Origin of the sequence: Micromonospora endolithica, assembly GCF_003626595.1 — a bacterium.
Classification (GTDB): domain Bacteria; phylum Actinomycetota; class Actinomycetes; order Mycobacteriales; family Micromonosporaceae; genus Micromonospora; species Micromonospora endolithica.
In genome coordinates this window covers 1-25,929 of the sequence record NZ_RBAK01000021.1, presented here as the reverse complement: position 1 = coordinate 25,929, position 25,929 = coordinate 1, and the positions used below count along the sequence as shown (strand labels likewise).

Here is a 25,929-nt window from a genome sequence, read left to right as displayed (position 1 = left end):
TCCGGCGGGCGGGCGTCAGCCGGCGTCGACCACGATCAGCTCACCGACCTGGTCGCCGAGCTGGCTGCGCGCCTCGGCGGGCAGGCCGGCGTCGGTGACCAGCAGGTCGGCCTCCTCCAGCGGGGCGATGGTGGCGATGCCGATGGTCTCCCACTTGGTGTGGTCGGCCAGCACCACCAGCCGCCGCGCGGCGTGGATGAGGCAGCGGTTGACCCCGGCCTCCAGCAGGTTCGGGGTGGTGTAACCGGTCCGCGGGCTCATTCCGTGCACGCCGAGGAAGAGCAGGTCCACGTTGAGCGTGGCGATCGCCGCCTCGGCCACCGGGCCGGTCAACGCGTCCGACGGGGTCCGGATGCCGCCGGTGAGCACGACGGTCTGGTCGGCGCGCGGGTTCTGGTAGAGCGCGTCGGCGACCGGGATCGAGTTGGTCACCACGGTCAGTCCCCGTACGTCGGCGAGCAGGGTGGCCAGGGCGGCGGTGGTGGTGCCGGCGGACAGCGCGATGGCCATGCCGGGCTCGACCAGGGCGGCCGCCCGCTCGGCGATGGCCCGTTTCTCGGCCCGCTGGCGGATGGACTTGGCCGCGAAGCCGGGCTCCTCGGCCGACCCGGGCCCGGCCAGGGTCGCACCACCGTGCACCTTGTCGACCAGGCCCCGTTCGGCGAGCACCTCAAGGTCACGCCGGATGGTCATGTCCGAGACCCCGAACCGGCTCACCAGGTGGCTGACGCGGACGCCGCCGCGCTGCCGGATCAGGTCGAGGATGGCGGTCTGCCGCTGCTGGGCGAGCATCGAACCTCCTTCGCGGACGTGGGGAAGGGTAGCGGCTCAGTCCGCTGCCGGGCGGGCGACGTCCTCGCGGACCACGGCCACCTCGCCGGGGGGCACCGCCAGCCCACCCGCGCACGCCGCCCCGGTGAGCAGTTCGGTACCCGTGACGTCCACCCGTACCTGGTCATCGGTGTGGTTGACCACGAAGAGCCAGCTGCGGTCGCCGTCCCGGCGCCGGACCACCTCCACACCGGCCGGCACGTCGGCGGCCGGGCGGACGCCGGACTCGGCCACCAGCCGCGCCACCAGCGCGTCGGTGCCGGCGCGGTCCAGCCGGGTGCCGACGTACCAGGCGGCGCCCCGACCCACCGGGTGCCGGGTCAGCGCCGGCACGCCCGGCAACGGCCCGTCGGCGTACGCGGCGAGCACCTCGGCGCCCTCGGCGTGCAGCCACTCGGTCCACACGTCGGCCGTGCCGCCGTCGTCGAGGTGGACCCGCTCGCCGGCCCGCAGCGGGAAGAACTCCTCGGTACGCACGCCGAGCAGCTCCCGGAACGCCCCCGGGTAACCGCCGAGCCGGATGTGGTCGTGCTCGTCGACGATCCCGCTGAAGTACGTGACCAGCGCGGTGCCGCCGGCCGCCACGTACCCGCGCAGCGCCTCGGCGTGCGCGTCGCGGACCAGGTAGAGGGTCGGGACCAGGACCAGCCGGTAGCGGCCCAGGTCGGTCGAGGGGTGCACCACGTCGGCGGTGACGCCGGCCCGGAACAGCGCGCCGTGCAGGGCGTTCAGCCGGTCGGCGTAGGTGACGTCGACGCTCGGGTGCGAGTCCAGCTCGACGCCCCACCACGCCTCGTAGTCGAACAGGATCGCCACCTCGGCGTCGACCCGGCTGCCGGTCACCTCGGCGATGGCGGACAGGTCGGCGCCGAGCCGGCAGACCTCGCCGAAGACCTTGGTGTCGACGCCGGCGTGCGGCAGCAGCGCGGAGTGGAACTTCTCCGCGCCGGCGCGCGAGGCACGCCACTGGAAGAACAGCACCCCGTCGGCACCGCGGGCGACGTGGGCGAGACTGTTGCGGCGCAGCTGGCCGGGGGTCTTCGCCACGTTGCGCGGCTGCCAGTTGACCGCGCTGGTGGAGTGCTCCATCAGCAGCCACGGGTCACCACCGGCGACCCCCCGGGTGTGGTCGGCGGCGAGCGCCAGCCCGAGGTGCGAGTCCGGGTCGGCGGCGGTCAGGTAGTGGTCGTTGGCGACCACGTCCACGTCGGACGCCCAGGAGTGGTAGTCCAGGTACTTGATGCCGGTGCCGATCATGAAGTTCGTGGTGACCGGCTGCCGGACCAGACGGTCCAGCACCGCCCGCTCGGCGCGCAGTTGGGCCCGCTGCTCGTCGGAGGAGAACCGCAGGAAGTCCAGCTGCTGGGTGGGGTTGGCGAAGGTGGGGGCGAGCCGGGGCGGGTTGACCTCGGCCCAGTCGCCGTACCGCTGGCTCCAGAACGCGGTGCCCCAGGCGTCGTTGAGGCCGTCCAGGTCGCGGTACCGCGCGCGCAGCCAGTCGCGGAACGCCGCCGCGCTCACGTCGCAGTAGCAGTGCACGTTGTGGCAGCCCAGTTCGTTGGACACGTGCCACATGACCACCGCCGGGTGCGCGGCGTACCGGCCGGCCACGGCCTCGACCAGGGCGAGCGACCGCTGCCGGAAGACCGGCGAACTGGGGCAGTACGCCTGCCGGCCGCCGGGCCAGAGGATGGCGCCGTCGGCCCGCCGGGGCAGCGTCTCGGGGTGCCGGTGGGCGAGCCACGGTGGCGGGCTGGCGGTGGCGGTGGCCAGGTCGACCGCGATGCCGCCGCCGTGCAGTACGTCGATCGCGCGGTCCAGCCAGCCGAACTCGTACTCGCCGGGCGCCGGCTCCAGCAGGGCCCACGAGAAGATGCCGACCGACACCAGGTTGACCCCGGCGCGGCGCATCAGCTCGACGTCCTCGGCCCAGGTCGCCTCGGGCCACTGCTCCGGGTTGTAGTCGGCGCCGAACCAGATCCGGTCGCCCTGCCATCGCCGCATGGCTGGAGAGCGTGCCCCGATCGGGAAGTCAAGTCAACAGTTTCCAACATCCACCCGCTTTCCAACGTTTACCTCATTACATCCTTGTCACGACGGGGTTATCGGGTCATCACCACCCTCTTGACAGCGCCCCGAGGACGAGTAGTTTCAGGCGCCACTGGCAGTTCGTGTTTGCCAATGTGGATTCCCGATGGATCCGAATGTGTGATCACGGACGGCCGGCACCGCCACTCCCCTGACGGCCCTCGGGCGCAGCGCACCTCTTCATCCGCAGGAGGCACCATGTCCCGTCCCCGCACCCAAGCCGAGTACCTGGCTCGGCTCGTACCCCCGTCCGTCGCCGGCCTGCGCCGCCGCTCGGTGCTCACCGGGGCCGCCGGCGGCGCCCTGCTCGGCACCGGCCTGCTCGCCGGCTGCGGCGACTCCGACTCCGGCGGGTCCGGAAGCAACACCGTGTCGCTGGGGTCGAACCAGTCCGACCCGAAGCCCAAGGACGTGATCGCCAAGGTCGTCGACGGGTTCAAGACGTCGTCGGGGATCGAGGTCGGGGTCAACACGGTCGACCACAACACGTTCCAGGAGAACATCAACAACTACCTGCAGGGCAAGCCGGACGACGTGTTCATGTGGTTCGCCGGCTACCGGATGCGCTTCTTCGCCGCCCGGGGCCTCGCCGGGGACCTCAGCGACGTCTGGGGCAAGATCTCCGGCCAGTCGGACGCCTTCAAGAAGGCCTCCACCGGTGACGACGGCAAGCAGTACTTCGTGCCGTCGACGTACTACCCGTGGGCGGTCTTCTACCGCAAGTCGGTCTGGCAGCAGAACGGCTACCAGGTGCCGACCACACTCGACCAGCTCACCGCGCTCTCCGCGCAGATGAAGAAGGACGGCCTGACCCCGATCGCCTTCGCCGACAAGGACGGCTGGCCGGCGATGGGCACCTTCGACATCCTCAACCTGCGCATCAACGGCTACCAGTTCCACATCGACCTGATGGCCGGCAAGGAGTCCTGGACCTCGGACAAGGTGAAGAAGGTCTTCGACACCTGGCGTGGCCTGCTGCCGCTGCACCAGCCGGACGCCCTCGGGCGCACCTGGCAGGAGGCGGCCCAGTCGCTGCAGCAGAAGAAGAGCGGCATGTACCTGCTCGGCCTCTTCGTCGGCCAGCAGTTCAACAACGACGAGCAGGACGACCTGGACTTCTTCACCTTCCCCGAGATCGACCCGGCGATCGGGGCCAAGGCCCTGGACGCGCCGATCGACGGCTACATGCTGGCCCGCCGGCCGAAGGAGGAGGACAACGCCAAGAAACTGCTGGAGTACGTCGGCAACAAGGCCGCCGCGGACATCGTGATCAAGAACGACCCGAGCACGCTGGTGGCCAACACCGAGGCCGACACCAGCGGCTACACCGCGCTGCAGAAGAAGGCCGCCGAACTGGTCGGCTCGGCCACCGAGATCGCCCAGTTCCTCGACCGGGACACCCGCCCCGACTTCGCCTCCACGGTGATCATCCCGGCGCTCCAGCAGTTCATCAAGGAACCGGCCGACATCGACGGGCTCACCAACAGCATCGAGAACCAGAAGAAGTCGATCTTCACCGACTGACGACGGCGAGAGGGAGAGGACCACCGTGTCCGACCTACCCCTGATCCAAGCGGATCGCGCCGTGCCGCCGCCGGCCGCGACCACCTCCACCGGTGGTCGCGGTCGGAGGCTACGGCTCCTGTCCCGTACCGACCGCGTGGTCATCGCGCTGATGGTGCTCGTACCGCTGCTGCTCGTCGTCGGCCTGGTCTGGTTGCCGGCCACCGCCACCGTGCTGCTCTCCGGCACCGACTGGGACGGCATCGGTCCGGTCAGCGAGATCGAGTGGGTCGGCGCCCGCAACTACGCCGACGTGGTGAACATCTACCCACCGTTCGTCCCGGCCGTGCAGAACAACCTGCTCTGGCTGGCGGCGCTCTTCGTGGTGGCCACACCGATCGGCATGTTCCTGGCCGTCCTGCTGGACAAGGAGATCCGCGGCTCCCGCTTCTACCAGACCGCGCTCTACCTGCCGGTGGTGCTCTCGCTGGCCCTGATCGGCTTCATCTGGCAGCTGATCTACTCCCGCGACCAGGGTCTGCTCAACGCGGTGCTCGGCACCAGCGTCGACTGGTACGGCGACCCGGACGTGAACATCTGGGCCGTGCTGTTCGCGGCCGGCTGGCGGCACGTCGGCTACATCATGCTGCTCTACCTGGCCGGGCTGAAGGGCGTCGACCCGTCACTGCGTGAGGCCGCGGCGGTCGACGGCGCGTCGGAGACCAGCACCTTCTTCAGGGTGGTGTTCCCGGTGATGCGACCGATCAACATCATCGTGCTGGTGGTGACGGTGATCGAGTCACTGCGCGCGTTCGACCTGGTGTGGGTCATCAACAAGGGCCGCAACGGCCTGGAGCTGCTCTCCGCACTGGTCACCTCCAACGTGGTCGGTGAGGCCAGCCGGATCGGCTTCGGCTCCGCGCTGGCCACCATCATGCTGGCCGTCTCGCTGCTGTTCATCACCGTCTACCTGGCCACCGTGATGAGGGAGGACAAGCGATGAGCACGGCCGTGCAGACGCCGACCCCGGCGAGACGCCCGCTGCGGCCGGCCCGGATGGTGCTGCACCTGTTCCTGGCGGCGGTGGCGGTCGGCTGGCTCTTCCCGATCCTGTGGGCGGTGCTCACCTCGCTGCGGTCGTACGAGTACACCGCCGCCAACGGCTACGTCTCGCTCGGTGGCTGGACCTTCGACAACTACGTCACCGCCTGGCAGACCGCCGAGTTCGGCAAGCACTTCCTCAACTCGGCGTACATCACCGTGCCGGCGGTGCTGCTGACCCTCTTCCTCGCCTCGATGGTGGCCTTCGTCATCGCCCGGTTCAGCTGGAAGACCAACATCGTCCTGCTCGGCCTGTTCACCGCGGCGAACCTGCTGCCCCAGCAGGCCCTGCTGATCCCGCTGTTCCGGCTGTTCACCCAGGTGCCGCTGCCGGCGTTCATGAGCGACTCGGAACTGCTCTACGACAGCTACTGGGGACTGATCCTGGTCAACGTCGCCTTCCAGTGCGGCTTCTGCGTGTTCGTGCTCAGCAACTACATGAAGGCGCTGCCCCGCGAACTGTACGAGGCGGCGATGGTCGACGGGGCGAGCATCTGGCGGCAGTACTGGCAGGTGACCATGCCACTGTGCCGGCCCGCCCTGGCGGCGCTGGCGACGCTGGAGGTGACCTGGATCTACAACGAGTTCTTCTGGGCCACCGTGTTGATGCGCAGCGGCGACAAGTTCCCGGTCACCAGTTCGCTGAACAACCTGCGCGGCGAGTTCTTCACCGACAACAACCTGGTCTCGGCCGGTTCCGTGCTGGTCGCGATCCCCACCCTGGTGGTCTTCTTCCTGTTGCAGAAGCAGTTCGTCCGGGGCCTGACCCTGGGAGCGTCCAAGGGATGACGATCGTCCACCTGCGCCGCGCGCGGACCAGCCTGGTGCTCGACGCGCGCGGCGCGGGACTCCCCCGCGTCGTGCACTGGGGCGCCGACCTCGGCCCGGTGCCCGCCGACGACCTTCCCGCCCTGGTCGACGCCACCGTACCGCCGGTGGCGCCGAGCAGCTTCGACGCGCCGACCGTGCTGTCGCTGCTGCCCGAGGCCGGGGCCGGGTGGAGTGGCCGGCCGGCGCTGTCCGGGCACCGCGACGGCACCGCCTGGTCCACCGCCTTCAGGCTCGACGACCTGGTCGTCGAGGACACCGCGGGAAGATCGGCCCGGGTCACCGTCCTTGCCCGCGACCCGGACGCGCGGCTGTCGCTGGCCGTCGAGATCGAGCTGGACCCGGCCGGTCTGCTGCTGCTGCGCCACCGGCTGCGCAACGACGGCGACGGCCCGTACGCGCTGCGGGAGCTGACCCCGGTCCTGCCGGTGCCGGCGGTCGCCACCGAGCTGCTCGACCTGACCGGCCGGTGGTGCCGGGAACGGTCCCCGCAGCGGCACCCCTTCGCGACGGGCACCTGGGTACGGGAGGGCCGGCACGGCCGGACCGGGCACGACGCCACCCTGCTGCTGGTGGCCGGGACCGCCGGCTTCGGTTTCGGCCACGGCGAGGTGTGGGCGGTGCACACCGCGTGGAGCGGCGACCACGTGACGTTCGCCGAGCGGCGGCCGACCGGAGACTCCACCCTGGGCGGCGGCGAGTTGCTCGCTCCCGGCGAGGTGGCGCTCGCGCCGGGCGGGGAGTACGCCACTCCCCTGCTCTACGCCGGGTTCTCCGACACCGGCCTGGACGGGCTCAGCCACGTGCTGCACACCCACCTGCGGGCCCGGCCGCACCACCCTTCGACGCCCCGGCCGGTCACCCTGAACGTCTGGGAGGCGGTCTACTTCGACCACGACCCGGCCCGGTTGGCGGCGCTGGCCGACCACGCGGCCGAGGTCGGGGTGGAGCGGTTCGTGCTCGACGACGGCTGGTTCTCCGGCCGCCGGCACGACCGGGCCGGCCTGGGTGACTGGTTCGTCGACACCGACGTCTGGCCCGACGGCCTGCACCCGCTGATCGACCACGTCACCGGGCACGGGCTCCAGTTCGGGCTCTGGGTCGAGCCGGAGATGGTCAACCCGGACTCCGACGTGTTCCGCGCCCACCCCGACTGGGTGCTGTCGGTACCCGGCCGGCTGCCGCCGCAGTGGCGGCACCAGCAGGTCCTCGACGTCGCCCACCCGGACGCCTACGCGTACCTGCTCGGTCGGCTCGACGCGCTGCTCACCGAGTACCCGGGCATCGGCTACCTCAAGTGGGACCACAACCGGGACCTGACCGAGGCGGGCCACCACGGCCGGCCCGGGGTGCACGAGCAGACCCTGGCGGTCTACCGGCTGCTCGACGAACTGCGCGTCCGCCACCCGGGCGTGGAGATCGAGAGCTGCGCCTCCGGCGGTGGCCGGGTGGACCTGGAGATCCTGCGGCGTACCGACCGGGTCTGGGCCAGCGACTGCAACGACGCCCTGGAGCGGCTGGCGATCCAGCGCTGGACCGGGCTGCTGCTGCCGCCCGAGCTGGTCGGCACGCACATCGGACCGGAACGCTCGCACACCACCCACCGGGTGCACGACCTGGGCTTCCGGGCGTCGACCGCGCTCTTCGGCCACCACGGCATCGAGTGGGACATCGGCGCGATCGGCGCCGCCGAGCGCCGCGAACTGGCCGCCTGGGTCGCGCTGCACAAGCGGTTGCGTCCGCTGCTGCACTCCGGCCGGGTGGTCCGGGTCGACCACCCGGACCCGGCCGTCTGGGCGCACGGCGTGGTCGCCCACGACGGATCCCGGGCGGTGTACGCGGTGGCCCGGCTGGCCACCTCGGTGGCCCAGGTCCCCGGGCCGGTCCGGCTGCCCGGCCTGGACCCGCGCCGCCGGTACGCGGTCCGCCCGGCGGCGGGCGTGCCGGAGCCCGCGGTCCAGCAGGTGACCGAGCCGGGTTGGGGCTCCCGGACCACGCTGGGCGGCGCGGTACTGGCCAGCGTGGGGTTGCAGATGCCGGCCCTGCACCCGGAGCAGACCCTGCTGCTGGAGGTCGACGCGGTCGACTGAGAATCGGTGCGCCGGCCGGTGGGACGCCACCGGTCGGGGGCCGTCGGGGCGGGTCCGGCCCGGGGCGAGGGGGGTGTCGCGGCCCCTTTGCTCTGCTTCACTCGGCGCACAGCTTTTCGCTCCGTACCGCCGCGTGGGTTGAGGCAGAGCAAAGGGGCCGGGGAGGGTGGTGTTCCCCGGCGCTCGTGGACCGGCCACGGCCACCGCGGGCCGGCGGGCGGGCGTACCGACGCAGCGGTGGCCGGGTCCGCGCGGACCCGGCCACCGGTGGTACGACGGGCGTCAGCTCGCGGTGCAGCTCACCGTGGGCGCGGAGTTGGTGCCGTTCCAGCTGCCGATGAAGCCGAAGCTGGTGCTGGTTCCGGCGCCGAGGCGGCCGTTGTAGTCGACGTTGCGGGCGGTGTAGGCGCCGCCGGAGCCGGTCACCGTGGCGTTCCAGGACTGGCTGACCGTCTGGCCGTTGGCGAACGTCCAGCGGGTCGTCCAGCCGGTGATCGCCGACGAGCCGGCGGTCACCGTCACCTCACCCTGGAAGCCGCCGGACCAGGAGTTGACCACCCGGTAGGTGGCGGTGCAGCCGGCGGTCGGCGGAGGCGTGGTGGGCGGCGGCGTGGTCGGCGGCGGGGTGGTGGGCGGCGGCGTGGTGGGCGGCGGGGTCGTCGGCGGAGGCGTGGTCGGCGGGGTGGTGCCGCCGAAGACCGTCGCCTCCCGCGCGGTCTGCCGGATGCCGTTGGCGCCGTTGAAGAGACGCTGGCCCCAGGTGCTCAGCCGGGCCGGATCGAAGTTGACGGCCAGGTCCAGGTATTCCACGCCGCCGCCGTTGCCGCTCCACGACCAGCCCAGCCAGCCGATGCCGTTGGCCTGGCTGTAGGACAGGATCGTGTCCTCGTCCGGGTTGCCGTCGGAGTGGTCGAAGCCGAACTCACCGACCACGATGGGCAGTCCGGCGCTGCGGAACCGGCCCAGGTAGTCGCTGATCTCGGCGGCGGTGTCGAAGACGCCGTACATGTGGATGGAGAAGACCGTGTTGCGGTCCGGGTCGGCGGCGAACACGGTGGACGCGTTGTCGCGCATCGTGAACGACCAGTCCTGACCCCAGTTCGGCGCGTCCACCATGATCGTGTGGTCCAGGCCGGCGGCGCGCAGGCGCTTGATCGCGTTGGACGTGTCGGTCGCCCAGGTGCCGTAGCCCTGGTTGCCGTACGGCTCGTTGCCGATGTTGACGATGACGTACTTCTCCTGGCCGGCCAGGACGTCGGCGAGGCTCACCCAGTAGTCGGTCGCCCGGTCCAGGGTGATCGCGCCGCTCTGCTCGCCGTACCCGGTGGTGTCGTGCACCTCAAGGACGCAGATCAGCCGGTTGGCCTTGCACAGCGAGATGACGTTGGCGACGTCGGCGTTGCTGTTGCGGGTCCAGCGGTCGCCGCTGGAGAGCACCACCCGCACGGTGTTCGCGCCGAGTGCCTTGATGTTGGCGAAGGAACTGGTCTGCTGGGTGTACCAGGTATGGGCGTGGTTGACCCCACGCATGATGAACTCGTTGCCGTTGGCGTCGTAGAGCTTGCCGTCGGCCACCGAGAATCCGGTCGCCGCCCGGGCGGGCTGCCCGAACGCGAGCACACCGACGAGCAGCGCGAGGAGCGCCGCCGCGACGGCGGTCAGTCGTGTCTTCATGGTCTTCCTCACCGAGGGTCCCCCGCTGCCCGGGCGGGGTGGGGACGTCACATCCAAAAGGCGGCTGCAGCCCGACAGCCGCCGCCTGGCTCCCGGCGACGCACGATCAGCGTAGGCCGCGGGGTCCGCCGGCGCAATGAACCGGTTAAGGAACCACACCGCCGCTGCGGCCGGCGGCGCCGCGCCGAATCCGGACGCCAGGGTTGACGCCGGTGCCCCGGGGTATCCGGGGATGATCCGCGCGGCCCGGAAAGGGAGACACCATGGTCAAAGTCGGCTACACCCTGATGTGCGAGCAGGCCGGCCCGAAGGAGCTGGTCGACTACGCGGTGCGCGCCGAGGCGGCCGGCTTCGACCAGCTCGTGATGTCCGACCACTACTACCCGTGGCTGGACTCCCAGGGCCACTCCCCGTACGCCTGGTCGGTGCTCGGCGCGGTCGCCCACGCGACCAGCCGGGCCGAGCTGATGTCCTTCGTGACCTGCCCGATCCGGCGGTACCACCCGGCCGTGGTGGCGCAGAAGGCGAGCACCATCGGCGTACTGTCCGACGGCCGGTTCACCCTCGGCCTGGGCGCCGGGGAGAACCTCAACGAGCACGTGGTCGGCGGCTGGCCGCACGTCGAGCAGCGGCACGAGATGTTCGAGGAGGCGCTCCAGATCATCCGCCCGCTGCTCAACGGCGAGACGTTGACCTTCTCCGGCAACCACTACGACGTGCCCGACGCGTACGTCTGGGACCGCCCGGAGCGGCCGGTGCCGATGGCGATCGCCGCGTCCGGCCGGCAGTCGGCCACCCTCGCCGCCGAGTACGCCGACGGCATCGTCGCCACCGACCCGCTGCCCCACCTGATCGAGATGTACGAGGAGGCGGGCGGCGCCGGACGTCCCCGGTACGGGCAGGTGGCCATCTGCTACGGCCCGGACGAGGCGGAGTGCCGCAAGATCGTGCACGACCAGTTCCGCTGGTTCGGCATGGGCTGGAAGGTCAACGCCGACCTGCCCGGCCCGGACGCCTTCGCCGCCGCGACCCAGTTCGTCCGCGAGGAGGACGTCGCGCAGGGCATCTCCTGCGGTCCGGACGTCGAGCGGCACGTCGAGGCGTTCAGGAAGTTCGTCGACGCGGGCTTCACCCATGTCGCGGTCGTGCAGGTCGGCGGCGAGAGCCAGCCGATGTTCCTGGACTGGGCGCAGGAGCAACTGCTGCCCCGGCTGCGGCAACTGTGAGACCGTCCCCGCTGCGGCGGCCACGGCCGACGGCGGCCGGCCGGTTCGGGCTGGCAGAGCTGCGGCTCGCGCTGGCCGCGCCCCGGCCCGCCGCCGGCCTGACCAGCGAGTGGCGGCTGGTCGCCGGACTGCGCACGCACACCCGGCGCACCGCCGACCCGGGTGCCGGCGCACCGCCCGTCGTGCTGGTGCACGGGCTCGCCGTCTCCCACCGGTACCTCACCCCGCTGGCCGTGGCGCTCGCCGACACCCACCCGGTGTACGTGCCCGACCTGCCCGGCTTCGGGCTGACCGAGCGGCCGGACACCGCGTACGACGTCGGGCGGCACGCCGCGCACCTGGCGGCCTGGCTGTCCGCGTACCGGCTGCCGCCGGCCTGCCTGGTGGGCCACTCCTTCGGCGCGGAGGTGGTGGCGGCGGTGGCCGCCCGGTACCCGGACGCGGTCCGCGCGGTGGTCCTGGCCGGGCCGACCAGCGACCCGGCGGCCCGGACCCGGCGGGCCCAGTTCGGCCGCTGGCTGGTCGACACGGTGGTCGAGGCGCCGGCGCAGGCACCGATCCTGCTGCGTGACGTGTGGGACGCGCGACCCTGGCGGGTGTACGCGACGCTGACCCACTCGGTGCGCAACACGATCGAGGCGGACCTGGTACGCGTCGCCGCGCCCGCGCTGGTGGTCACCGGCGCGCGGGACACCATCGTGCCGACCGGCTGGCGCACGCAGGTGGCCCGGCTGGTGCCCGACGCCCGGTCCCTGGTCGTGCCCCGTGCCGCGCACAACGTCCTCACCACGGCGCCCGGCCCGGTGGCCGACGCGATCCGACGACTCCTCGCTCCCACTCTGACGAACAGGTGATCGCATGCGTATCGGCAACACGGAGATCCGCGCCGCCGGTGGCGGCCTCGGCTGCCTCCTGATGATCCTCTTCTCGATCGTCGCCTCGATCGTGCTGACCGTCCTGCTCAACCTGGTCCTATAGCAGCCGGCTCTCGGTCAGGGGCGACGTACGCCGAGGGCGGCCAGCACCTCACCGACGGTGGCGCGGACCGGGTCCACGACCGTACGACCGACCCAGCGGGTCACCGGGGAGACGGTGGCCCGCCAGGCGGCGGCGAGCGCCCGGCCCACCGGCGCCACGCCGTGCCGCCACACCCAGCACGCGCCGCGGACGACCGGCCGCAACGTGACCACGTACGCCCACCACAGCACCCGCCCGGCCGCCCACCACGCCCAGCGGGCCCCGGCCCACAGCACCCGCCCGACGGCGAGGGCGGCACCACCCAGCCACCGGGCCAGCGCACCCAGGCCGGCCACGAGCAGGCGGCCGACCGGCGCGAGCACCCCGGCCAGCCAGCCCACCGGCCGCCGGAGCAGGTGGTACGCCAACCACGCCAGCGGGATCCACACCAGTGTCCGGGCCGACCAGCCGAGCGCGCGGCCGAGCCACACCAGGGGGATTCCGACCAGCCACCGCAGCAGCCACGCCAGCGGACGCAGAAGCCAGCGGGCCAGGAAGCGCCCGACCGGATCGATCAGCCGGCGCCGCGTCCACCGCGCGCCGGCCACCAGCAGTTCCCACAGCACGCGGACCGGCAGCACCACCACCAGGGCGACGGCCCGCACGACCGCGACCACCGCCGGTGGCGCGGGAGGTGTCTCCCGGCGTACCGGGCCCGGCGAGTCGATCACGCGCACACGGTAGCCGTCAGCCACAAGCGTCCGGGGTCAGGCCGGGTCCAGGTCCAGGTCGGCGACGACCGGATAGTGGTCGGAGGCGTGGTCGGCGTCCCCACCCCGCACCACCCGGCAGTCACGCAGCCGGACGGCCAGGTCGGGCGTGCCGAGCAGGTAGTCCAGTCGCATGCCGGCGAACTCCGCGCCGCCGTGCCGGGTCGGCACGGTCAGCCCCTCGGCGGGCGGGCCGCCGCCGGCGGACGCGACCGACGAATCGCCGCCGCGGGCCGCCGGGTGTTCGCGCGCCGCCGTTTCGCCGCGGGCCGTCCAGAGGTCGACCAGGCCGGCGTCGAGCAGCCGGGCCACCGCCCGGGTGTCCACCGTACGGCCGTCGCGGCGCAGGTGCCGGCGGCGGTAGAGCATCGGCACGGCGGCCAGCCGGTCGGTGTGGTCGACCGCCGGCTCCAGGGTGTTCAGGTCGCCGCCGACCAGGGTCAGCCGGTCCCGGCCGCGCCGCACCGCCGCCGCCAGCCAGTCGGCCTCGGTCCGCCGCAACCCCCCGGAGTACGGGTTCAGGTGCGTGCCGAGGACGGTCAGCGGACCCGCCGACGTGGCCACCCGTACCCGGACGGCGGCGTGGTGGAACGGCCGGCGCACCCGACCGGCGGCCAGGACCCGCAACGGCGCGCGGACCAGCACCGCGACCGGCTGCCCGAACCAGGAACGGGCCAGGTGGGGACGCATCCCCACCCGGCCCGCGAACTCCGCCAGCCGGTCGCCCCGGTCGAAGCCCCGCAACTCCTGCACCGCCAGCAGGTCCGGCCGCTGCGCGGCGACGACCCGGACGATCCGCTCGGAACGGTCGGCGCCGTCCGCGTCCCGACCGCCGGTGCGGATGTTCCAGGTCATCACCCGCAGCATCGCCGGGTCAGTCCGTCCGGCCGGCCTTGACCAGTTCGTCGTCGAGGGTGTCCACGTCCTCGGACTCGATGCTCGGCCGGTTGCCCTCGGCCACGTCCTCGTTGGGACGCAGCACCCAGTAGAGCACCCCCACCCAGAGCGCGGTGAGGATGATCGCGCCCATGAAGTCGGTCGGGTGGTGCATGCCCCGGTACATCCGGGAGATCGCCACGCCGGTCGGCATGACCACCGCGAGCGCCACGAAGACCCACCGCCACCAGCGGTCGGTACGCGGGAAGACGATCACCGCGATCGCCGTCCACACGCACAGCGTCGCGGCGATGTGCCCGGACGGGAAGGACGAGGTCGGCATCGGCCCGTCCAGGTTGCCCACCGGCGGGCGGGGCCGGTCCACCGCGGCGGCCGAGGCGAGGAAGAGGCTCAGCTCGCCGAACATGGTCAGCGCCACGAACAGCACCGGCCGCCACCGCCGCCACACCGCCAGCACCAGCGGACAGAAGACCAGCGAGATCAGCAGGATGGCGTGCGTGTCGCCGACCTTGCTCCACCAGTAGCTGACGTCGTCCCAACCCGGGGTGCGGCGGTCGGCGAACCAGCGCGGCACGTCGGTGTCCAGCGTTTCGAAGAACGTGCCGCCGGCGTGGTAGCTGACGAACATGCCGAAGCCGTACAGCGCACCGAAGACCACCACCCAACCGGCGAGCAGCTCGAACACGGCGGCCCGCGGGTGCGGCACCAGGTGCTCCTCGTCGGGTGCCGGCGCCACGTCGTGGGCGGCCTCCGGCTCCAGCCCCTCGGTCAGCGCCGGCACCGGCCGGCCGCGCTCCAACCGCCACAGCCGGAAGGCGTACGCGGTGACGCCGAGCCACGCGGCGCCGAGCAGCCAGGCGCCCAGCACGTCGGAGACGAAGTGCACGCCCAGCGCGACGCGGGTCAGCCCGATCAGGAAGACGATCACACCGACCAGGGCGATCGCCGGCTTGCGCCAGCGGGGCCGCAGGGCCGGGAGGAAGACCAGCAGCAGCGCCCCGTACGCGACGAACGACCCGAGCGCGTGCCCGCTGGGGAAGCTCTGCCCGGCGTAGCTGCCGATCGGCACCTCCACCTCGGGGCGCAGCCGGTCGACCAGGGTCTTCAGCGACGGGTCGAGGATCAGCGCGCCGAGCCCGGTGACGATGAGGAACACCGCCAGCCGGCCCTGCTTGCGGATCAGCAGGCCGATGACGGCCACCGACACCAGCCAGATGATGACCGCCCGGCCGCCGAGGTCGGTCAGCGCGTTGAGCACCGTCACCAGCGGGCCGTGCGGGGACACCTGGTCGTTCAACCACTGCGCCACCCCGTGGTCGACGTCGTAGAGCGGGGTCCACCGCACCCGGACCAGCACGAGCAGCAACCCGAAACCGACCCCGGCACCGAGCACGATCGCCAGACCGGCGAGCGTCCGCTCGGTGAAGTGACCCAGGGGTCGCCGCACCACATCCTTGACCGCGCCCACGACAGCCTCCCTCTCCTCTGGCGTGCCGCTTTACCCGATTGCCGCGCCGCGTACACCGGGGGCGGTTCCGGGCGGGCCTAGAGCGAGGTCATCTCCCCGGTCTCGTGCAGTTCCACCCGGCCGGTGTCCGGCTCCCACAGGTCCGGCTGGGCCGGCTCGTCCACCCCGATCCGCAGCGCCTCCAGTTGGGCGGCGAAGGCCAGCCCGCCGAAGAGCGCCATCCCGGTGAGGTTCGCCCACAGCAGCAGCGCCATCATCCCGGTCAACGCGCCGTACGTCTGGTTGAAGCCGTCGCTCAACACCACGTACGCGGCGAGCAGCAGGCTGGCCAGCCACCACAGCGCGGTGGCGATGCCGGCGCCGAAGAAGAGCCAGGACAGGCCCGGCTGGTTGCGTCGGGGCGCGTGCCGGAAGAGCACCGCCACGGCGAGCACGGTCAGCCCGAGGCTCAACGGCCAGCGGACCACGTCCCAGATGCCGTCGGCCACCTCACCCCAGGCGTAGTGCCGCTGCACCGAGTCGCCGATCGCCCCGCCGGCCACCAGGATCAGGAATCCGAGCAACGCCGGCAGGCCGGCGGTGACGGCGAGGATCGCGGCGCGCAGGTACTTGCCCAGCGCCGGGCGGTCCCGCTCGACGCCGTAGATCCGGTTGGCGCCCCGCTCGATCTGCGCCATCGTGGTGGTCAGCGCGAACAGGCCGGTCAGCAGACCGAGGGTCAACGCCAGCTCACCGGCCTCCTCGGTGCGCTCGCCCTCGCCGAGCAGTTCCCCCACCACCTGGTCGCTGGCGCCCGGGGAGAGCGCCAGCACGGTGTCGGCGACGACCTGCCCGCCCTCCTCCACGCCCAGCTCCGAGATCAGGCCGGTCAGCGCGATCATGAACGGCACGACGGCGAGGCACAGTTGCAACGCGAAGGCGCGGGAGTGGCTGAACCCGTCGCCGTAGCGGAACCGGATGAACGCGTCCCGCAGCAGGTGCCAGCCGCCCTGCCGGCGCAGTGTGTGCCAGGCGTCGTCGGCGGACAGCTCCTCGTTGGCCATCAGCCGGGTCTCCGGCACGATCCGGGTGCTACTCACGGCGGGACTCCTCGATCAACTCCTCGCCCCGCTCGGCCGCCGCCCGGGCGTCCTCGGCGAGGTCCGGTGCCTCCTCCGGCTGCGGTACGCACAGCCACAGCGCCCGCCGACGGATCTCCGCCTTGAGGACCCGGCCCGGCTCGATCAGGTCACCGTCAAGCTCGCGGGGCTGCGGGCGGTTGCTGGTGATCTCCACCCGACGGGCCCGGTGCACCTCCATCCGCGGGATGCGGCCCTGCCGGCGCGCCACCGCCCAGCCCAGCGCCAGCCAGTGCCGCAGGGTGCGCGGGGTGAGCACCGCGACGTCCAGGAACCCGTCGTCCGGCTCGGCCTCGGTGAGCAGCGTGACGCCGCCCTGGAGCCGGCCCACGTTGGCGACCAGCACCGACCGGGCGCGCCGCCGCATGGGCTGCTGGTCGTCGATCCGGATGGAGACCCGCATCGGCCGGTCCCGCAGGTGACGGGCGGCTCCCACCACGTACGCCGGCCAGCCGATCCGCTTCTTGGTGGTCTCCGAGGTGGAATCGAGCATCTGGGCGTCGAAACCCATCCCGGCCATCACCGCGAAGTGGTGCTCCTCGACCTGGCCGACGTCGAGCAGCCGCCGCCCGCGCTCGACGGCGACCTCCAGCCCGGCGGCGAGGTCGTTGGAGAGACCGAGGTTGGCGGCGAGGAGGTTGCCGGTGCCCTGCGGCAGGATGGCCAGGGCCACCTCGGTACCCACCAACGCGCTGACACAGGACATGACGGTGCCGTCACCACCGCAGGCGAAGACCACGTCCACCCCGGCCCGCACGGCCTTCTCGGCCTGACCACGACCCGGGTCCTCGACGGTGGTCTCGAACCACATCGGCTCGGGCCACCCGGCGGCGGCGAGCGCGTCGTCCACCGTCCGGCGCAGCTCGTCCAGGTCGGCGACCTTCACCGGGTTGACCACCACCGCCGACCGCAGTCCACCGTCGGCCGCCGCGGGCCGGTCGTCCTGTCCAGAATCCACGGCGCAAGTGTGCAGCACGGCGGCGGGTTCAGCGAGCCCGGCGAGCGGTGGCGTCGACAGTGCCACAGACAGGTTTCAGCGATCCACCGCCGGTTTGGCCCGCTCGCCGCGCGCCGCCCGCCCGGCCACCACCCTGTCCGGTCCGGCCGCCGCCCGGTCGCCGCCTGCCCGGCAGCCGCCCTGTCCGGTCCGCGCCACCGCCCGGTCGCCGGCCGCCCCGGCAGCCGCCCTGTCCGGTCCGACCACCGCCGGTCCGGCCACCGCCCGCTCGCTGCCTGCTCCGGCAGCCACCCGTCCGGTCCGGCCACGCCGGTCCGGCCACGCCGGTCCGGCCACGCCGGTCCGGCCACCGCCGCGGGCGCCCGCGGGCCGTCACGGCGTCAGGCGGCCGTGCGCAGTGCCACCTCGACGCGGCGGCGCAGGTCGTCGAGGTCGACGCCGGCCTCGTGCAGGACCAGCGCGGCCAGGCCGTTCCCCTCGCGGAGCAGCCCGAGCAGGATGTGCTCGGTGCCGATGTGCGAGTGACGCAGCCGGATCGCCTCGCGCAGGGACAACTCCAGCACCTTCTTCGAACGCGGAGCGAACGGGCCGCCCGCGTATCGGCGGCGACCCCAGCGTCGGCGCGGCGCCGGCACGGCCTCGCGGAGCGCGTCCGGGCCGAAGCTCTCCTCGATCCTTGCGACGATGGCCGCCAGGTCGATGCCGATCTCGCGCAGCGCGGCGGCGTCGGCGTCGCCGAGGCCGGTGCCCGCGCGCTCGGCGTGCCGCCGGATCCGGGTCCGCAGGTCGTCGGCGGTCACCCCCGCCTCGCGCAACACCCGCACCGCGAGACTGTCGCCGTCGGCCAGGACGGCGAGCAGCAGGTGCTCGGTGCCCACCGGTCGCTGACCCTCGCTCCGTGCCTCGTCCCGTGCCACCCGGACCACGGTCCGGGCCCGGTCGGTGAACCGTTCGAACATCACGCCTCCCAGGATTGTCCGACCGCCGGCCGCCCGGCGTGCTTCTTGTGCACCGCCTGCCGACTGACCTCGAGCGCGTCGGCGATCTCCTGCCAGGACCAGCCCTGCCGTCGGGCGTTGTCCACCTGGACCACCTCCAGCCGCTCGAGCAGCCGGCGGAGGGCGCGAACGGCCCGGAGCCCGACCCGGGGGTCGGTGCTGCCGGCTGCCGCCGCGAGTTCCGTCGCCTGACTCATGATGTCAACTTACGTTGACGCAGCCGGTTCTGTCAACCATCGTTGACGAACGAACACCGCCGCACCGCGCCCGCGCAGCCACTCCCTCGCCCGCGGCGCGGAAGCGGTGTGGGCGGCCCGGAAGCGGTGTGGGCGGCCCGGAAGCGGCGCGGGCGGCCCGGAAGCGGCGCGGGCGGCCCGCGCGGCCGCGCCGTCCCGCGCCGCCCGGTCCCCCGGGATCTTGCACTTGGTGTCGTCGTCTTGTCCGATCCGCGCCTTCCGGCGGCGGCCGAAACCGCACGATCGCCGCCCCGGGTGGGGGCGTCGATGTGAATCTTGGACAGTTTCTGTTCCGGCGGGACGGTAACTGTCCAAGATCTGCACGCACAGACGCCGCTGGCCGGCGACCCGGGTTCGGGTGCCGGCCAGCGGCCTTTCGTTCCCCCTTACGAGGAAAGTGTCAGTTGTTCCAGTGCTGGGCGACGAGGTCGGCGGCCTGCTGCTCCCACTGGGCGTAGTGATCCGGGTAGGCCGACACCTGCACGGTCTGCGCGGCCTCGGTCAGCGGCATGTCCTGCCAGCCGTCGACCTGCTTGAGGCCCTTGAGGAACGCCAGGGTGGAGTACTCGGGGTCGGTGATCTGCTCCACCGTGCCCCAGCCGGAGGACGGGCGCTGCTGGAACAGGCCCTGCGAGTCGTGGTCGTTGCGGTCACCCAGGTGACCCAGGTTCTCCAGCTTCGACTCCTGCAACGCCGTCGCGATCGACACGACCGCGGCGCGTTCGTCCATGCCGGCCTTCTTCGTCGCGGCGATGATCGCCTTGACATTGGCCGTCTGCTCGTCGGACAGGTCGATCCGCGACTGCGCGCCCTGCACACCGTGCGGGATCAACTTGCCCGTGTCGGGCTTGTCGGCCTGCACCGCCACGGCCACGGGCGTGGACTGCACCGACGGGGCGGCGTGGGCGGTGGCGGGGCCGGCGAACATGCCACCGGCGAAGGCCAGACCAGCGATACCCAGAACGCTCTTACGCATGATCGTGTTCATCACAGAAGCTCCATTCGGGGGTCGACAACCCACACCACAGGGGGAAAGGGCGTGGGCGTTCAGAGGAAGATTCGGCACACGCGTGTCACGAGCAGGGGGATGCCCGGTGCGTGGCGTCGGGGGGATCCAACGACCGGCCGGCCACCCCCATTCCCGGAGGGGCCCGGACCCCCTTGCGACCCTGCGGAGAACAGCAGGTCGGGGGTGCTACTCGATCGTCCGCATGGTGTAACCACCCGCGCCCGGCCGGCATTCCGCCACCGGGGTGCCCCCGACCACACCCCCCGAACCCGACAAACAGCCCCACACCACCCACCCGATGACGCAGCGGGTCGTCCCCCAGACGGCGGGGCGCGGGGTGCGTGGTTTGACAGGCTGACAATCTGTGCAAGACTTGTCAGCATGTCGAACGATCGCCTGGACGCCATCCTCGCCGCGGCGTACGAGTGCTTCACCCGGCACGGGGTGCGCCGGACCACGATGGACGACATCGCCGCGACCGCCGGAATGTCCCGTCCCGCCGTCTACCAGTACGTACGCAACAAGGACGACGCGTACCGGCGCCTCGCGGAGCGACTCTTCGCCGAGTCGCTGGCGGCGGCGCGGGCCGCCGCCGCGGATCCGGCCACTCCGCCGGCCGTACGCGTCACCGCCGTCCTGGCGGCGAAGTTGGAGCTGACGCTCAAGCTGCACCGGGACAGCCGGCACGCCGCCGAACTTCTCGACACCAGCACCAAGCTGACCGGGGACCTCGTCGAGGCGTACACCCGGGAGCTGACCGACGTGGTGGCCGGCGCCCTCGCCGACGTCGCGGGCTCCCGGGCCCGCGCGGTGGCCGACGTGCTGGTGGCCCTCACCCGCGGCCTGGAGGCCGACCTCACCGACCCCGACCTGCCCGGTCAGCGGCTGCGCGACGGCGTCGCGCTGGTCGTCGCCGGGCTGGAGAAGCCTGGAGCCCCCGAATGACCACCGTCCTGATCACCGGCACCTCCTCCGGCATCGGCCGGGCCACCGCGCGGCGGCTGGCCCGGCGGACCGACCTGACCGTCTACGCGACCGCCCGCAAGGTGGAGGCGATAGCCGACCTGGCCGAGGCCGGCGCCCGGCTGCTCCCCCTCGACGTGACCGACGAAAGGTCGATGACTGCCGCCGTGGCCGCCATCGAGGCCGCGCACGGCCAGGTCGACGTGCTGATCAACAATGCCGGGTACGGCGAGTACGGCCCGATCGAGGAGACCTCGGTGCAGCGGGTCCGGGCGCAGTTCGAGGCGAACGTGTTCGGGCTCAGCCGGCTCACCCAGCTGGTGCTGCCGGGGATGCGCCGGGCCGGGAAGGGCCGGATCGTCAACGTCAGTTCGATGGGTGGACGGCTCGTCTTCCCCGGCGGCGGCTACTACCACGCCAGCAAGTACGCGGTGGAGGCCATCTCCGACGCCCTGCGCCAGGAGGTCCGGCCCTTCGGCATCGACGTGACGATCATCGAGCCCGGCCTGATCCGCACCGGCTTCGGTGCGGTGGCCGCCGAGTCGCTGGGGACGGTTGCCGACCCGTCCAGCCCGTACCGGCCGATGGTCACCGCGGTCGACACGGCGATGGCCAAGTCGTACGGCAACCGGATGCTCGCCGCCACCCCGGACACCGTGGCGCGGGTGATCGAACGCGCGGTCACCGCCCGCCGGCCGCGGACCCGCTACCTGGTCACCGCGGCGGCGTGGGCGATGGTGCACGGTCGACGCCTCTTCGGCGCGCGGATGTTCGACGCGGTCAACCGCCTCCAGTTCCGCTGACCGGCCCCCCGGGGCGGGTGAACCCGACGATCCCGCCCCGGCACGGCACCGCCGCGACTAGCCTCGGGTGAGGGCCGGCCGCGGAGGTGATGTGCGATGGCCGCAGCCGACGACGCGGCGGTGCTGGTCGGGATCGGCTCGGAGCGCGACCTGCCGGTGGTCCGCCTGGCCGCGCAGGAGGCGGCCGGACACGAGCGCCCACTGCGGCTGCTGCACGCGTTCGACTGGACGGCCGCGTTCGGCGGCCCGTCGGTGGCGGGATCCCGCACCGACGCCGAGGGGTTGATCTCCCGGGCGGCGGCGGTCGCCAACGAGGTGGAGCCGGCGCTGCCGGTCAGCGGGGAGATCGTCGAGGGAGCGCCGGTCGTCGTCCTGATCCGGCGTTCCGAGGCGGCGTTCCTGGTCGCCGTCGGCGACGGTGGGATGGCCAACTGCGCGACCTGCGTACCGGCCGACGCCCCCGCCGTGCAACTGGCCGCGCGTGCCGGCAGCCCGGTGCTCGTCGTCCGCCGCGACCCGCCGCCGCAGGGGCCGGTACTGGTCGGCGTCGACGGCACCGACAGCTCCCGGCAGGCCCTCGGCTGGGCGTTCGACTGCGCCCGCCGCCGCGGGGCCCGCCTGCTCGCCGTCCGGGTCGTCGAACCGGGCGGTCCGGACGGTCGGCACGGCCCTGGCGCGCCGGGCGGCGCCGACGACCCGGACCTGCTGGAGGACATCGTGGCCGAGTACCGGACCCGTTTTCCCAGCGTGTCCACCGAGTGCCACACCATCCAGGGCGCTCCCGGGACCGTCCTGGTCGAGCAGTCCGCCTCGGCCCAGCTCGTGCTGATCGCCGCGCGGGGCGACGAACCGGCGCGGGGGATGCTGGGTGCGGTCAGCCAGACCCTGCTGTACCACGCGCCCTCCCCGGTCGTCGTGGTACGCGGAACGGCCCGGTCGGTGCGGGACCAACGGCCCTGATCCACCGCCGCCGATTCGGCGAAGCTCGGAGGGCGGATCCGCGGCCAGCGGGTGCGCGACTCCCCTACCCGCGAGAGGCTCGACAGCATGGATACCGCTCTCGACCTGCACAGCCCCCTGACCGACGACGAGCTGCGCCGGCTGGACGCGTACTGGCGGGCGGCGAACTATCTCACCGTCGGGCAGATCTACCTGCTGGACAACCCGCTGCTGCGGGAGCCGCTCCGGCCGGAGCACGTGAAGCCGCGCCTGCTCGGCCACTGGGGCACCAGCCCCGGCCTGAACCTGCTCTACGCCCACCTGAACCGGGTCATCGTCGCCCGGGACCAGTCGGCCATCTTCGTCACCGGCCCGGGCCACGGCGGCCCGGCGATCGTGGCGAACACCTGGCTGGAGGGGACCTGGAGCGAGCGCTACCACGGTCTCGGCCGGGACGAGGCGGGCATGGCCAAGCTGTTCCGCCAGTTCTCCTTCCCCGGCGGCATCCCCAGCCACGTGGCGGCGGAGGTGCCGGGTTCGATCCACGAGGGCGGCGAGCTGGGGTACGCCCTGAGCCACGCCTACGGTGCCGCGTTCGACAACCCCGACCTGCTGGTCGCCTGCGTCATCGGCGACGGGGAGGCGGAGACCGGCCCGCTGGCCGGCAGTTGGCTGTCCAACGTCTTCCTGAACCCGGCCCGCGACGGCGCGGTGCTGCCGATCCTGCACCTCAACGGCTACAAGATCGCCAACCCGACGGTGCTGGAACGGATTCCCGCCGACGACCTGCACGCCATGATGCGCGGCTTCGGCTACCAGCCGTACGTGGTGGAGGGCGACGACCCGGTCCGCGTGCACCAGGCCCTCGCGGCCACCCTGGACCGGGTACTCGACGAGATCGGCGCGATCCAGCGGCGGGCCCGCTCCGGTGGGCCGGCCGAGCGCCCCCGCTGGCCGATGATCATCCTGCGTACGCCGAAGGGCTGGACCGGTCCGCACGACGTCGACGGCAAGCAGGTCGAGGGGACCTACCGCGCGCACCAGGTCCCGCTCTCCGAGGTACGCAAGAATCCGGAGCACCTGGCCGAGCTGGAGCGGTGGCTGCGCAGCTACCGGCCGGAGGAGCTGTTCGACGCCACCGGCGCCCCGGTCACCGAGCTGGTCGACCTGCCGCCCCGGGGGGACCTGCGGATGAGCGCCAACCCGGTCACCAACGGCGGCCTGGTCCTGCGGGACCTGGCGCTGCCGGACTTCCGCGACTACGCCGTCGACGTGCCCCGGCCGGGCGCCTCGGTGTCCAGCGCGACCGGGGAGCTGGGCAAGTGGATCCGGGACGTGATCGCCGCCAACCCGGAGACGTTCCGGCTCTTCGGTCCGGACGAGGTCGCCTCGAACCGGCTCGGCGCGGCGTTCGAGGTCACCGACCGGGCCTGGATGGCCCGTACCGAGCCCGGCGACGATCACCTGTCGCCGGACGGGCGGGTGCTGGAGGTCCTCTCCGAGCACCTCTGCCAGGGCTGGCTGGAGGGCTACCTGCTGACCGGCCGGCACGGCGTGTTCACCAGCTACGAGGCGTTCATCCACATCGTCGACTCGATGCTCAACCAGCACGCGAAGTGGCTGAAGGTGATCCGGGGCATCGCCTGGCGGCAGCCGATCGCCTCGCTGAACTACCTGCTGTCCAGCCACGTGTGGCGGCAGGACCACAACGGGTTCTCGCACCAGGACCCGGGGTTCATCGACCACGTGGTGAACAAGAAGGCCGAGGTGGTCCGGGTCTACCTGCCGCCGGACGCGAACACCCTGCTCTCCACCATGGACCACTGCCTGCGCAGCCGGCAGTACATCAACGTGGTGGTGTCCGGGAAGCAGCCCGCGCCGAACTGGCTGACCATGGACGAGGCGATCCAGCACTGCCGGCGCGGCCTGGGCATCTGGGACTGGGCCAGCACCGACGCCGGCAGCGACCCGGACGTGGTGCTCGCCTGCGCGGGTGACGTGCCGACGCTGGAGACCCTGGCCGCGGCGGGCCTGCTGCACCAGCACCTGCCCGACCTGAAGGTCCGGGTGGTCAACGTGGTGGACCTGATGCGGCTCCAGCAGTCCGCGGAGCACCCGCACGGGCTGAGCGACTCCGAGTTCGACACCATCTTCACCCGGGACCGGCCGATCATCTTCGCCTACCACGGTTACCCGTGGCTGATCCACCGGCTCACCTACCGGCGGACCAACCACGACAACCTGCACGTGCGGGGCTACAAGGAGGAGGGCACCACCACCACGCCCTTCGACATGGTGATGCTCAACGACCTGGACCGCTTCCACCTGGTCATCGACGTGATCGACCGGGTGCCGGGCCTGGCCGGCCGGGCCGCGCACCTGCGCCAGGAGATGGTCGACGCCCGCCAGGCGTGCCGGGACTACACCCGCCGGTACGGCGAGGACGACCCGCGGGTGGCGGAGTGGCGCTGGGTCCGGGAGAGCGACCCCGAGGTACGGGAGATCTGATGGGCGGCGAGGAGATCCTGGTCGGCTACGACGGCTCGCCGGACGCCGCGCGGGCGCTGGACTGGGCGCTCGACGAGGCGGGCCGCAGCGGCCGGCCGGTGCGGCTGGCGTACGTCTTCGAGTGGCTGACGGTGGCCGGTTGGATCGGTCCGGGCGTGGCGCCCGGGGTCTGGCCGGACGAGCAGGCCCGCCAGCAGGTCGAGACGCTGGTGCACAAGGCGGCCGCGGACGCCGCCGCCGCGCACCCGGACCGGACGGTCACCGGCGAGGTGTACGACGGGCCGCCGGCCCTGGTGCTCCAGGAACGGTCGGCCGACGCCGGCCTGCTGGTGCTCGGCACCCGCGGCCACGGCGGGTTCGGCGAGCTGCTGGCCGGGTCGACGGCCGTCACGGTCACCGCGCACGCCCACTGCCCGGTGGTGGTGGTCCGGGACGGGACCACCGACCAGGCGCGTACCGGACACGTCGCGGTCGGCGTCGACGGCTCGGAGTGCTCGCTGCTCGCCCTGGGTTTCGCCTACGAACAGGCCGCCGCCCGGGGGGTGCCGCTGCACGTGGTCCGCGCCTGGCAGCCACCGTCCGGACGGTGGGGTCCGCCGGACGTCGACGTGGACAGCGCCGCCGCGGCGGAGCGGGCCGACGTGGAGGAGTCCCTGGGCCGCTGGCGGGCCAGCTTCCCCGACGTGCCGGTGACCGTCGAGGTGGCCGCCGGCAGCGCGTCGTCGCTGCTGGTCGAGGCGAGCCGCAACGCCGCCCTGGTGGTGGTCGGCACCCGGGGCCGGGGCGGGCTGCGGGGCATGGTGCTCGGCTCGGTCAGCCAGCAACTGCTGCACCACGCGCACTGCCCGGTGGCGGTGGTCCGGGAACGCTGACCGGCGCGGCGCCGCGCGCCGTGGCGCGGCGGTGCGCGGCGCGGCCCGGCGGTGCGCGGCGCGGCCCGGCGGTGCGCGGCGCGGCCCGGCGG

23 protein-coding genes are annotated in these 25,929 nt (G+C 72.7%); 11 read left to right on the top strand and 12 right to left on the bottom strand.

All coding sequences use genetic code 11. From position 1 onward, the window contains the following. Positions 1-15: 15 nt before the first annotated feature. Together D7223_RS30855 and D7223_RS30850 are read right to left on the bottom strand one after the other, a co-directional pair. A complete protein-coding gene (locus D7223_RS30855) occupies positions 16-792 on the bottom strand; it encodes a DeoR/GlpR family DNA-binding transcription regulator (RefSeq protein ID WP_120732964.1) in 777 nt (258 codons plus the stop codon). Positions 793-828: 36 nt separating this feature from the next. Then, positions 829-2,835, bottom strand: a complete 2,007-nt coding sequence (locus D7223_RS30850) for a beta-galactosidase (protein WP_120732963.1) — start codon at positions 2,833-2,835, stop codon at positions 829-831. A 282-nt stretch (positions 2,836-3,117) separates the two neighbouring features. Between D7223_RS30850 and D7223_RS30845 the strand changes: the two genes are divergently transcribed. Genes D7223_RS30845 through D7223_RS30830 form a run of 4 tightly spaced genes read left to right on the top strand, consistent with a single transcriptional unit; the run spans position 3,118 to position 8,441 of the window. Then, complete coding sequence (locus D7223_RS30845) at positions 3,118-4,443, top strand: ABC transporter substrate-binding protein (protein WP_120732961.1); 1,326 nt, start codon at positions 3,118-3,120, stop codon at positions 4,441-4,443. A 25-nt stretch (positions 4,444-4,468) separates the two neighbouring features. Next, a complete protein-coding gene (locus tag D7223_RS30840) occupies positions 4,469-5,425 on the top strand; it encodes a carbohydrate ABC transporter permease (RefSeq protein WP_120732959.1) in 957 nt (318 codons plus the stop codon). Next, positions 5,422-6,312 carry a carbohydrate ABC transporter permease gene (locus D7223_RS30835; protein ID WP_120732957.1) on the top strand — a complete coding sequence of 297 codons (891 nt, stop codon included), beginning with the start codon at positions 5,422-5,424 and terminating at the stop codon, positions 6,310-6,312. The genes D7223_RS30840 and D7223_RS30835 overlap by 4 nt, the downstream gene beginning before the upstream one ends. Continuing rightward, positions 6,309-8,441 carry an alpha-galactosidase gene (locus D7223_RS30830; RefSeq protein WP_120732955.1) on the top strand — a complete coding sequence of 711 codons (2,133 nt, stop codon included), beginning with the start codon at positions 6,309-6,311 and terminating at the stop codon, positions 8,439-8,441. The genes D7223_RS30835 and D7223_RS30830 overlap by 4 nt, the downstream gene beginning before the upstream one ends. Before the next feature lie 282 nt (positions 8,442-8,723). On the opposite strand, the gene D7223_RS30825 is transcribed toward D7223_RS30830, so the two are convergent. Continuing rightward, a complete protein-coding gene (locus tag D7223_RS30825) occupies positions 8,724-10,115 on the bottom strand; it encodes a cellulase family glycosylhydrolase (protein ID WP_120732953.1) in 1,392 nt (463 codons plus the stop codon). Between the two features lie 263 nt (positions 10,116-10,378). Here D7223_RS30825 and D7223_RS30820 point away from each other — a divergent pair, with 263 nt between their 5' ends. Together D7223_RS30820 and D7223_RS30815 are read left to right on the top strand one after the other, a co-directional pair. Next, positions 10,379-11,341, top strand: coding sequence for a TIGR03557 family F420-dependent LLM class oxidoreductase (locus tag D7223_RS30820; RefSeq protein ID WP_120732951.1), 963 nt, complete (start codon positions 10,379-10,381; stop codon positions 11,339-11,341). Continuing rightward, positions 11,338-12,195, top strand: a complete 858-nt coding sequence (locus tag D7223_RS30815) for an alpha/beta fold hydrolase (protein WP_238162299.1) — start codon at positions 11,338-11,340, stop codon at positions 12,193-12,195. The genes D7223_RS30820 and D7223_RS30815 overlap by 4 nt, the downstream gene beginning before the upstream one ends. 138 nt (positions 12,196-12,333) lie before the next feature. On the opposite strand, the gene D7223_RS30810 is transcribed toward D7223_RS30815, so the two are convergent. The 9 genes from D7223_RS30810 to D7223_RS30765 all read right to left on the bottom strand — a co-directional run bounded on the left by D7223_RS30810 (position 12,334) and on the right by D7223_RS30765 (position 19,731). Then, on the bottom strand, positions 12,334-13,029 hold the full coding sequence (locus D7223_RS30810; protein WP_147252577.1) for a hypothetical protein: 696 nt from the start codon (positions 13,027-13,029) through the stop codon (positions 12,334-12,336). A 36-nt stretch (positions 13,030-13,065) separates the two neighbouring features. After that, entirely contained in the window at positions 13,066-13,923 is an 858-nt protein-coding gene (locus D7223_RS30805) for an endonuclease/exonuclease/phosphatase family protein (RefSeq protein WP_420330358.1), read from the bottom strand. Between the two features lie 19 nt (positions 13,924-13,942). Next, complete coding sequence (locus D7223_RS30800; RefSeq protein WP_120732946.1) at positions 13,943-15,433, bottom strand: phosphatase PAP2 family protein; 1,491 nt, start codon at positions 15,431-15,433, stop codon at positions 13,943-13,945. Positions 15,434-15,510: 77 nt separating this feature from the next. Next, entirely contained in the window at positions 15,511-16,512 is a 1,002-nt protein-coding gene (locus D7223_RS30795; protein ID WP_120732944.1) for a YihY/virulence factor BrkB family protein, read from the bottom strand. Beyond that, positions 16,505-17,509 (bottom strand): diacylglycerol/lipid kinase family protein, encoded by a 1,005-nt coding sequence (locus D7223_RS30790; protein WP_120733091.1) that lies wholly within the window; start codon positions 17,507-17,509, stop codon positions 16,505-16,507. Before D7223_RS30790 ends, D7223_RS30795 begins: the two co-directional genes overlap by 8 nt. 75 nt (positions 17,510-17,584) lie before the next feature. Next, on the bottom strand, positions 17,585-17,800 hold the full coding sequence (locus D7223_RS30785) for a hypothetical protein (RefSeq protein WP_147252578.1): 216 nt from the start codon (positions 17,798-17,800) through the stop codon (positions 17,585-17,587). An 89-nt stretch (positions 17,801-17,889) separates the two neighbouring features. Further along, entirely contained in the window at positions 17,890-18,468 is a 579-nt protein-coding gene (locus D7223_RS30780) for a Clp protease N-terminal domain-containing protein (protein ID WP_120732940.1), read from the bottom strand. After that, positions 18,468-18,704, bottom strand: a complete 237-nt coding sequence (locus D7223_RS30775; protein WP_088995221.1) for an HTH domain-containing protein — start codon at positions 18,702-18,704, stop codon at positions 18,468-18,470. Before D7223_RS30775 ends, D7223_RS30780 begins: the two co-directional genes overlap by 1 nt. A 439-nt stretch (positions 18,705-19,143) precedes the next feature. Next, entirely contained in the window at positions 19,144-19,731 is a 588-nt protein-coding gene (locus D7223_RS30765) for a hypothetical protein (RefSeq protein ID WP_120732936.1), read from the bottom strand. A 402-nt stretch (positions 19,732-20,133) separates the two neighbouring features. Between D7223_RS30765 and D7223_RS30760 the strand changes: the two genes are divergently transcribed. The 5 genes from D7223_RS30760 to D7223_RS30740 all read left to right on the top strand — a co-directional run bounded on the left by D7223_RS30760 (position 20,134) and on the right by D7223_RS30740 (position 25,837). Then, positions 20,134-20,697, top strand: a complete 564-nt coding sequence (locus tag D7223_RS30760; RefSeq protein WP_158610948.1) for a TetR/AcrR family transcriptional regulator — start codon at positions 20,134-20,136, stop codon at positions 20,695-20,697. Then, positions 20,694-21,518 (top strand): oxidoreductase, encoded by an 825-nt coding sequence (locus D7223_RS30755; protein WP_120733089.1) that lies wholly within the window; start codon positions 20,694-20,696, stop codon positions 21,516-21,518. The genes D7223_RS30760 and D7223_RS30755 overlap by 4 nt, the downstream gene beginning before the upstream one ends. Before the next feature lie 96 nt (positions 21,519-21,614). After that, positions 21,615-22,478 carry a universal stress protein gene (locus D7223_RS30750; protein ID WP_120732933.1) on the top strand — a complete coding sequence of 288 codons (864 nt, stop codon included), beginning with the start codon at positions 21,615-21,617 and terminating at the stop codon, positions 22,476-22,478. Positions 22,479-22,565: 87 nt separating this feature from the next. After that, positions 22,566-24,965 (top strand): phosphoketolase family protein, encoded by a 2,400-nt coding sequence (locus tag D7223_RS30745; protein ID WP_120732931.1) that lies wholly within the window; start codon positions 22,566-22,568, stop codon positions 24,963-24,965. Beyond that, positions 24,965-25,837 carry a universal stress protein gene (locus tag D7223_RS30740; protein ID WP_120732929.1) on the top strand — a complete coding sequence of 291 codons (873 nt, stop codon included), beginning with the start codon at positions 24,965-24,967 and terminating at the stop codon, positions 25,835-25,837. Before D7223_RS30745 ends, D7223_RS30740 begins: the two co-directional genes overlap by 1 nt. Positions 25,838-25,929 lie beyond the last annotated feature (92 nt).

Coding starts and splice junctions, on each gene's coding strand:
- D7223_RS30855 (WP_120732964.1), bottom strand. CDS start 792: ATGCTCGCCCAGCAGCGGCAGACCGCCATCCTCGACCTGATCCGGCAG.
- D7223_RS30850 (WP_120732963.1), bottom strand. CDS start 2,835: ATGCGGCGATGGCAGGGCGACCGGATCTGGTTCGGCGCCGACTACAAC.
- D7223_RS30845 (WP_120732961.1), top strand. CDS start 3,118: ATGTCCCGTCCCCGCACCCAAGCCGAGTACCTGGCTCGGCTCGTACCC.
- D7223_RS30835 (WP_120732957.1), top strand. CDS start 5,422: ATGAGCACGGCCGTGCAGACGCCGACCCCGGCGAGACGCCCGCTGCGG.
- D7223_RS30830 (WP_120732955.1), top strand. CDS start 6,309: ATGACGATCGTCCACCTGCGCCGCGCGCGGACCAGCCTGGTGCTCGAC.
- D7223_RS30825 (WP_120732953.1), bottom strand. CDS start 10,115: ATGAAGACACGACTGACCGCCGTCGCGGCGGCGCTCCTCGCGCTGCTC.
- D7223_RS30820 (WP_120732951.1), top strand. CDS start 10,379: ATGGTCAAAGTCGGCTACACCCTGATGTGCGAGCAGGCCGGCCCGAAG.
- D7223_RS30805 (WP_420330358.1), bottom strand. CDS start 13,923: ATGACCTGGAACATCCGCACCGGCGGTCGGGACGCGGACGGCGCCGAC.
- D7223_RS30780 (WP_120732940.1), bottom strand. CDS start 18,468: ATGTTCGAACGGTTCACCGACCGGGCCCGGACCGTGGTCCGGGTGGCA.
- D7223_RS30775 (WP_088995221.1), bottom strand. CDS start 18,704: ATGAGTCAGGCGACGGAACTCGCGGCGGCAGCCGGCAGCACCGACCCC.
- D7223_RS30765 (WP_120732936.1), bottom strand. CDS start 19,731: ATGAACACGATCATGCGTAAGAGCGTTCTGGGTATCGCTGGTCTGGCC.
- D7223_RS30760 (WP_158610948.1), top strand. CDS start 20,134: ATGTCGAACGATCGCCTGGACGCCATCCTCGCCGCGGCGTACGAGTGC.
- D7223_RS30755 (WP_120733089.1), top strand. CDS start 20,694: ATGACCACCGTCCTGATCACCGGCACCTCCTCCGGCATCGGCCGGGCC.
- D7223_RS30750 (WP_120732933.1), top strand. CDS start 21,615: ATGGCCGCAGCCGACGACGCGGCGGTGCTGGTCGGGATCGGCTCGGAG.
- D7223_RS30745 (WP_120732931.1), top strand. CDS start 22,566: ATGGATACCGCTCTCGACCTGCACAGCCCCCTGACCGACGACGAGCTG.
- D7223_RS30740 (WP_120732929.1), top strand. CDS start 24,965: ATGGGCGGCGAGGAGATCCTGGTCGGCTACGACGGCTCGCCGGACGCC.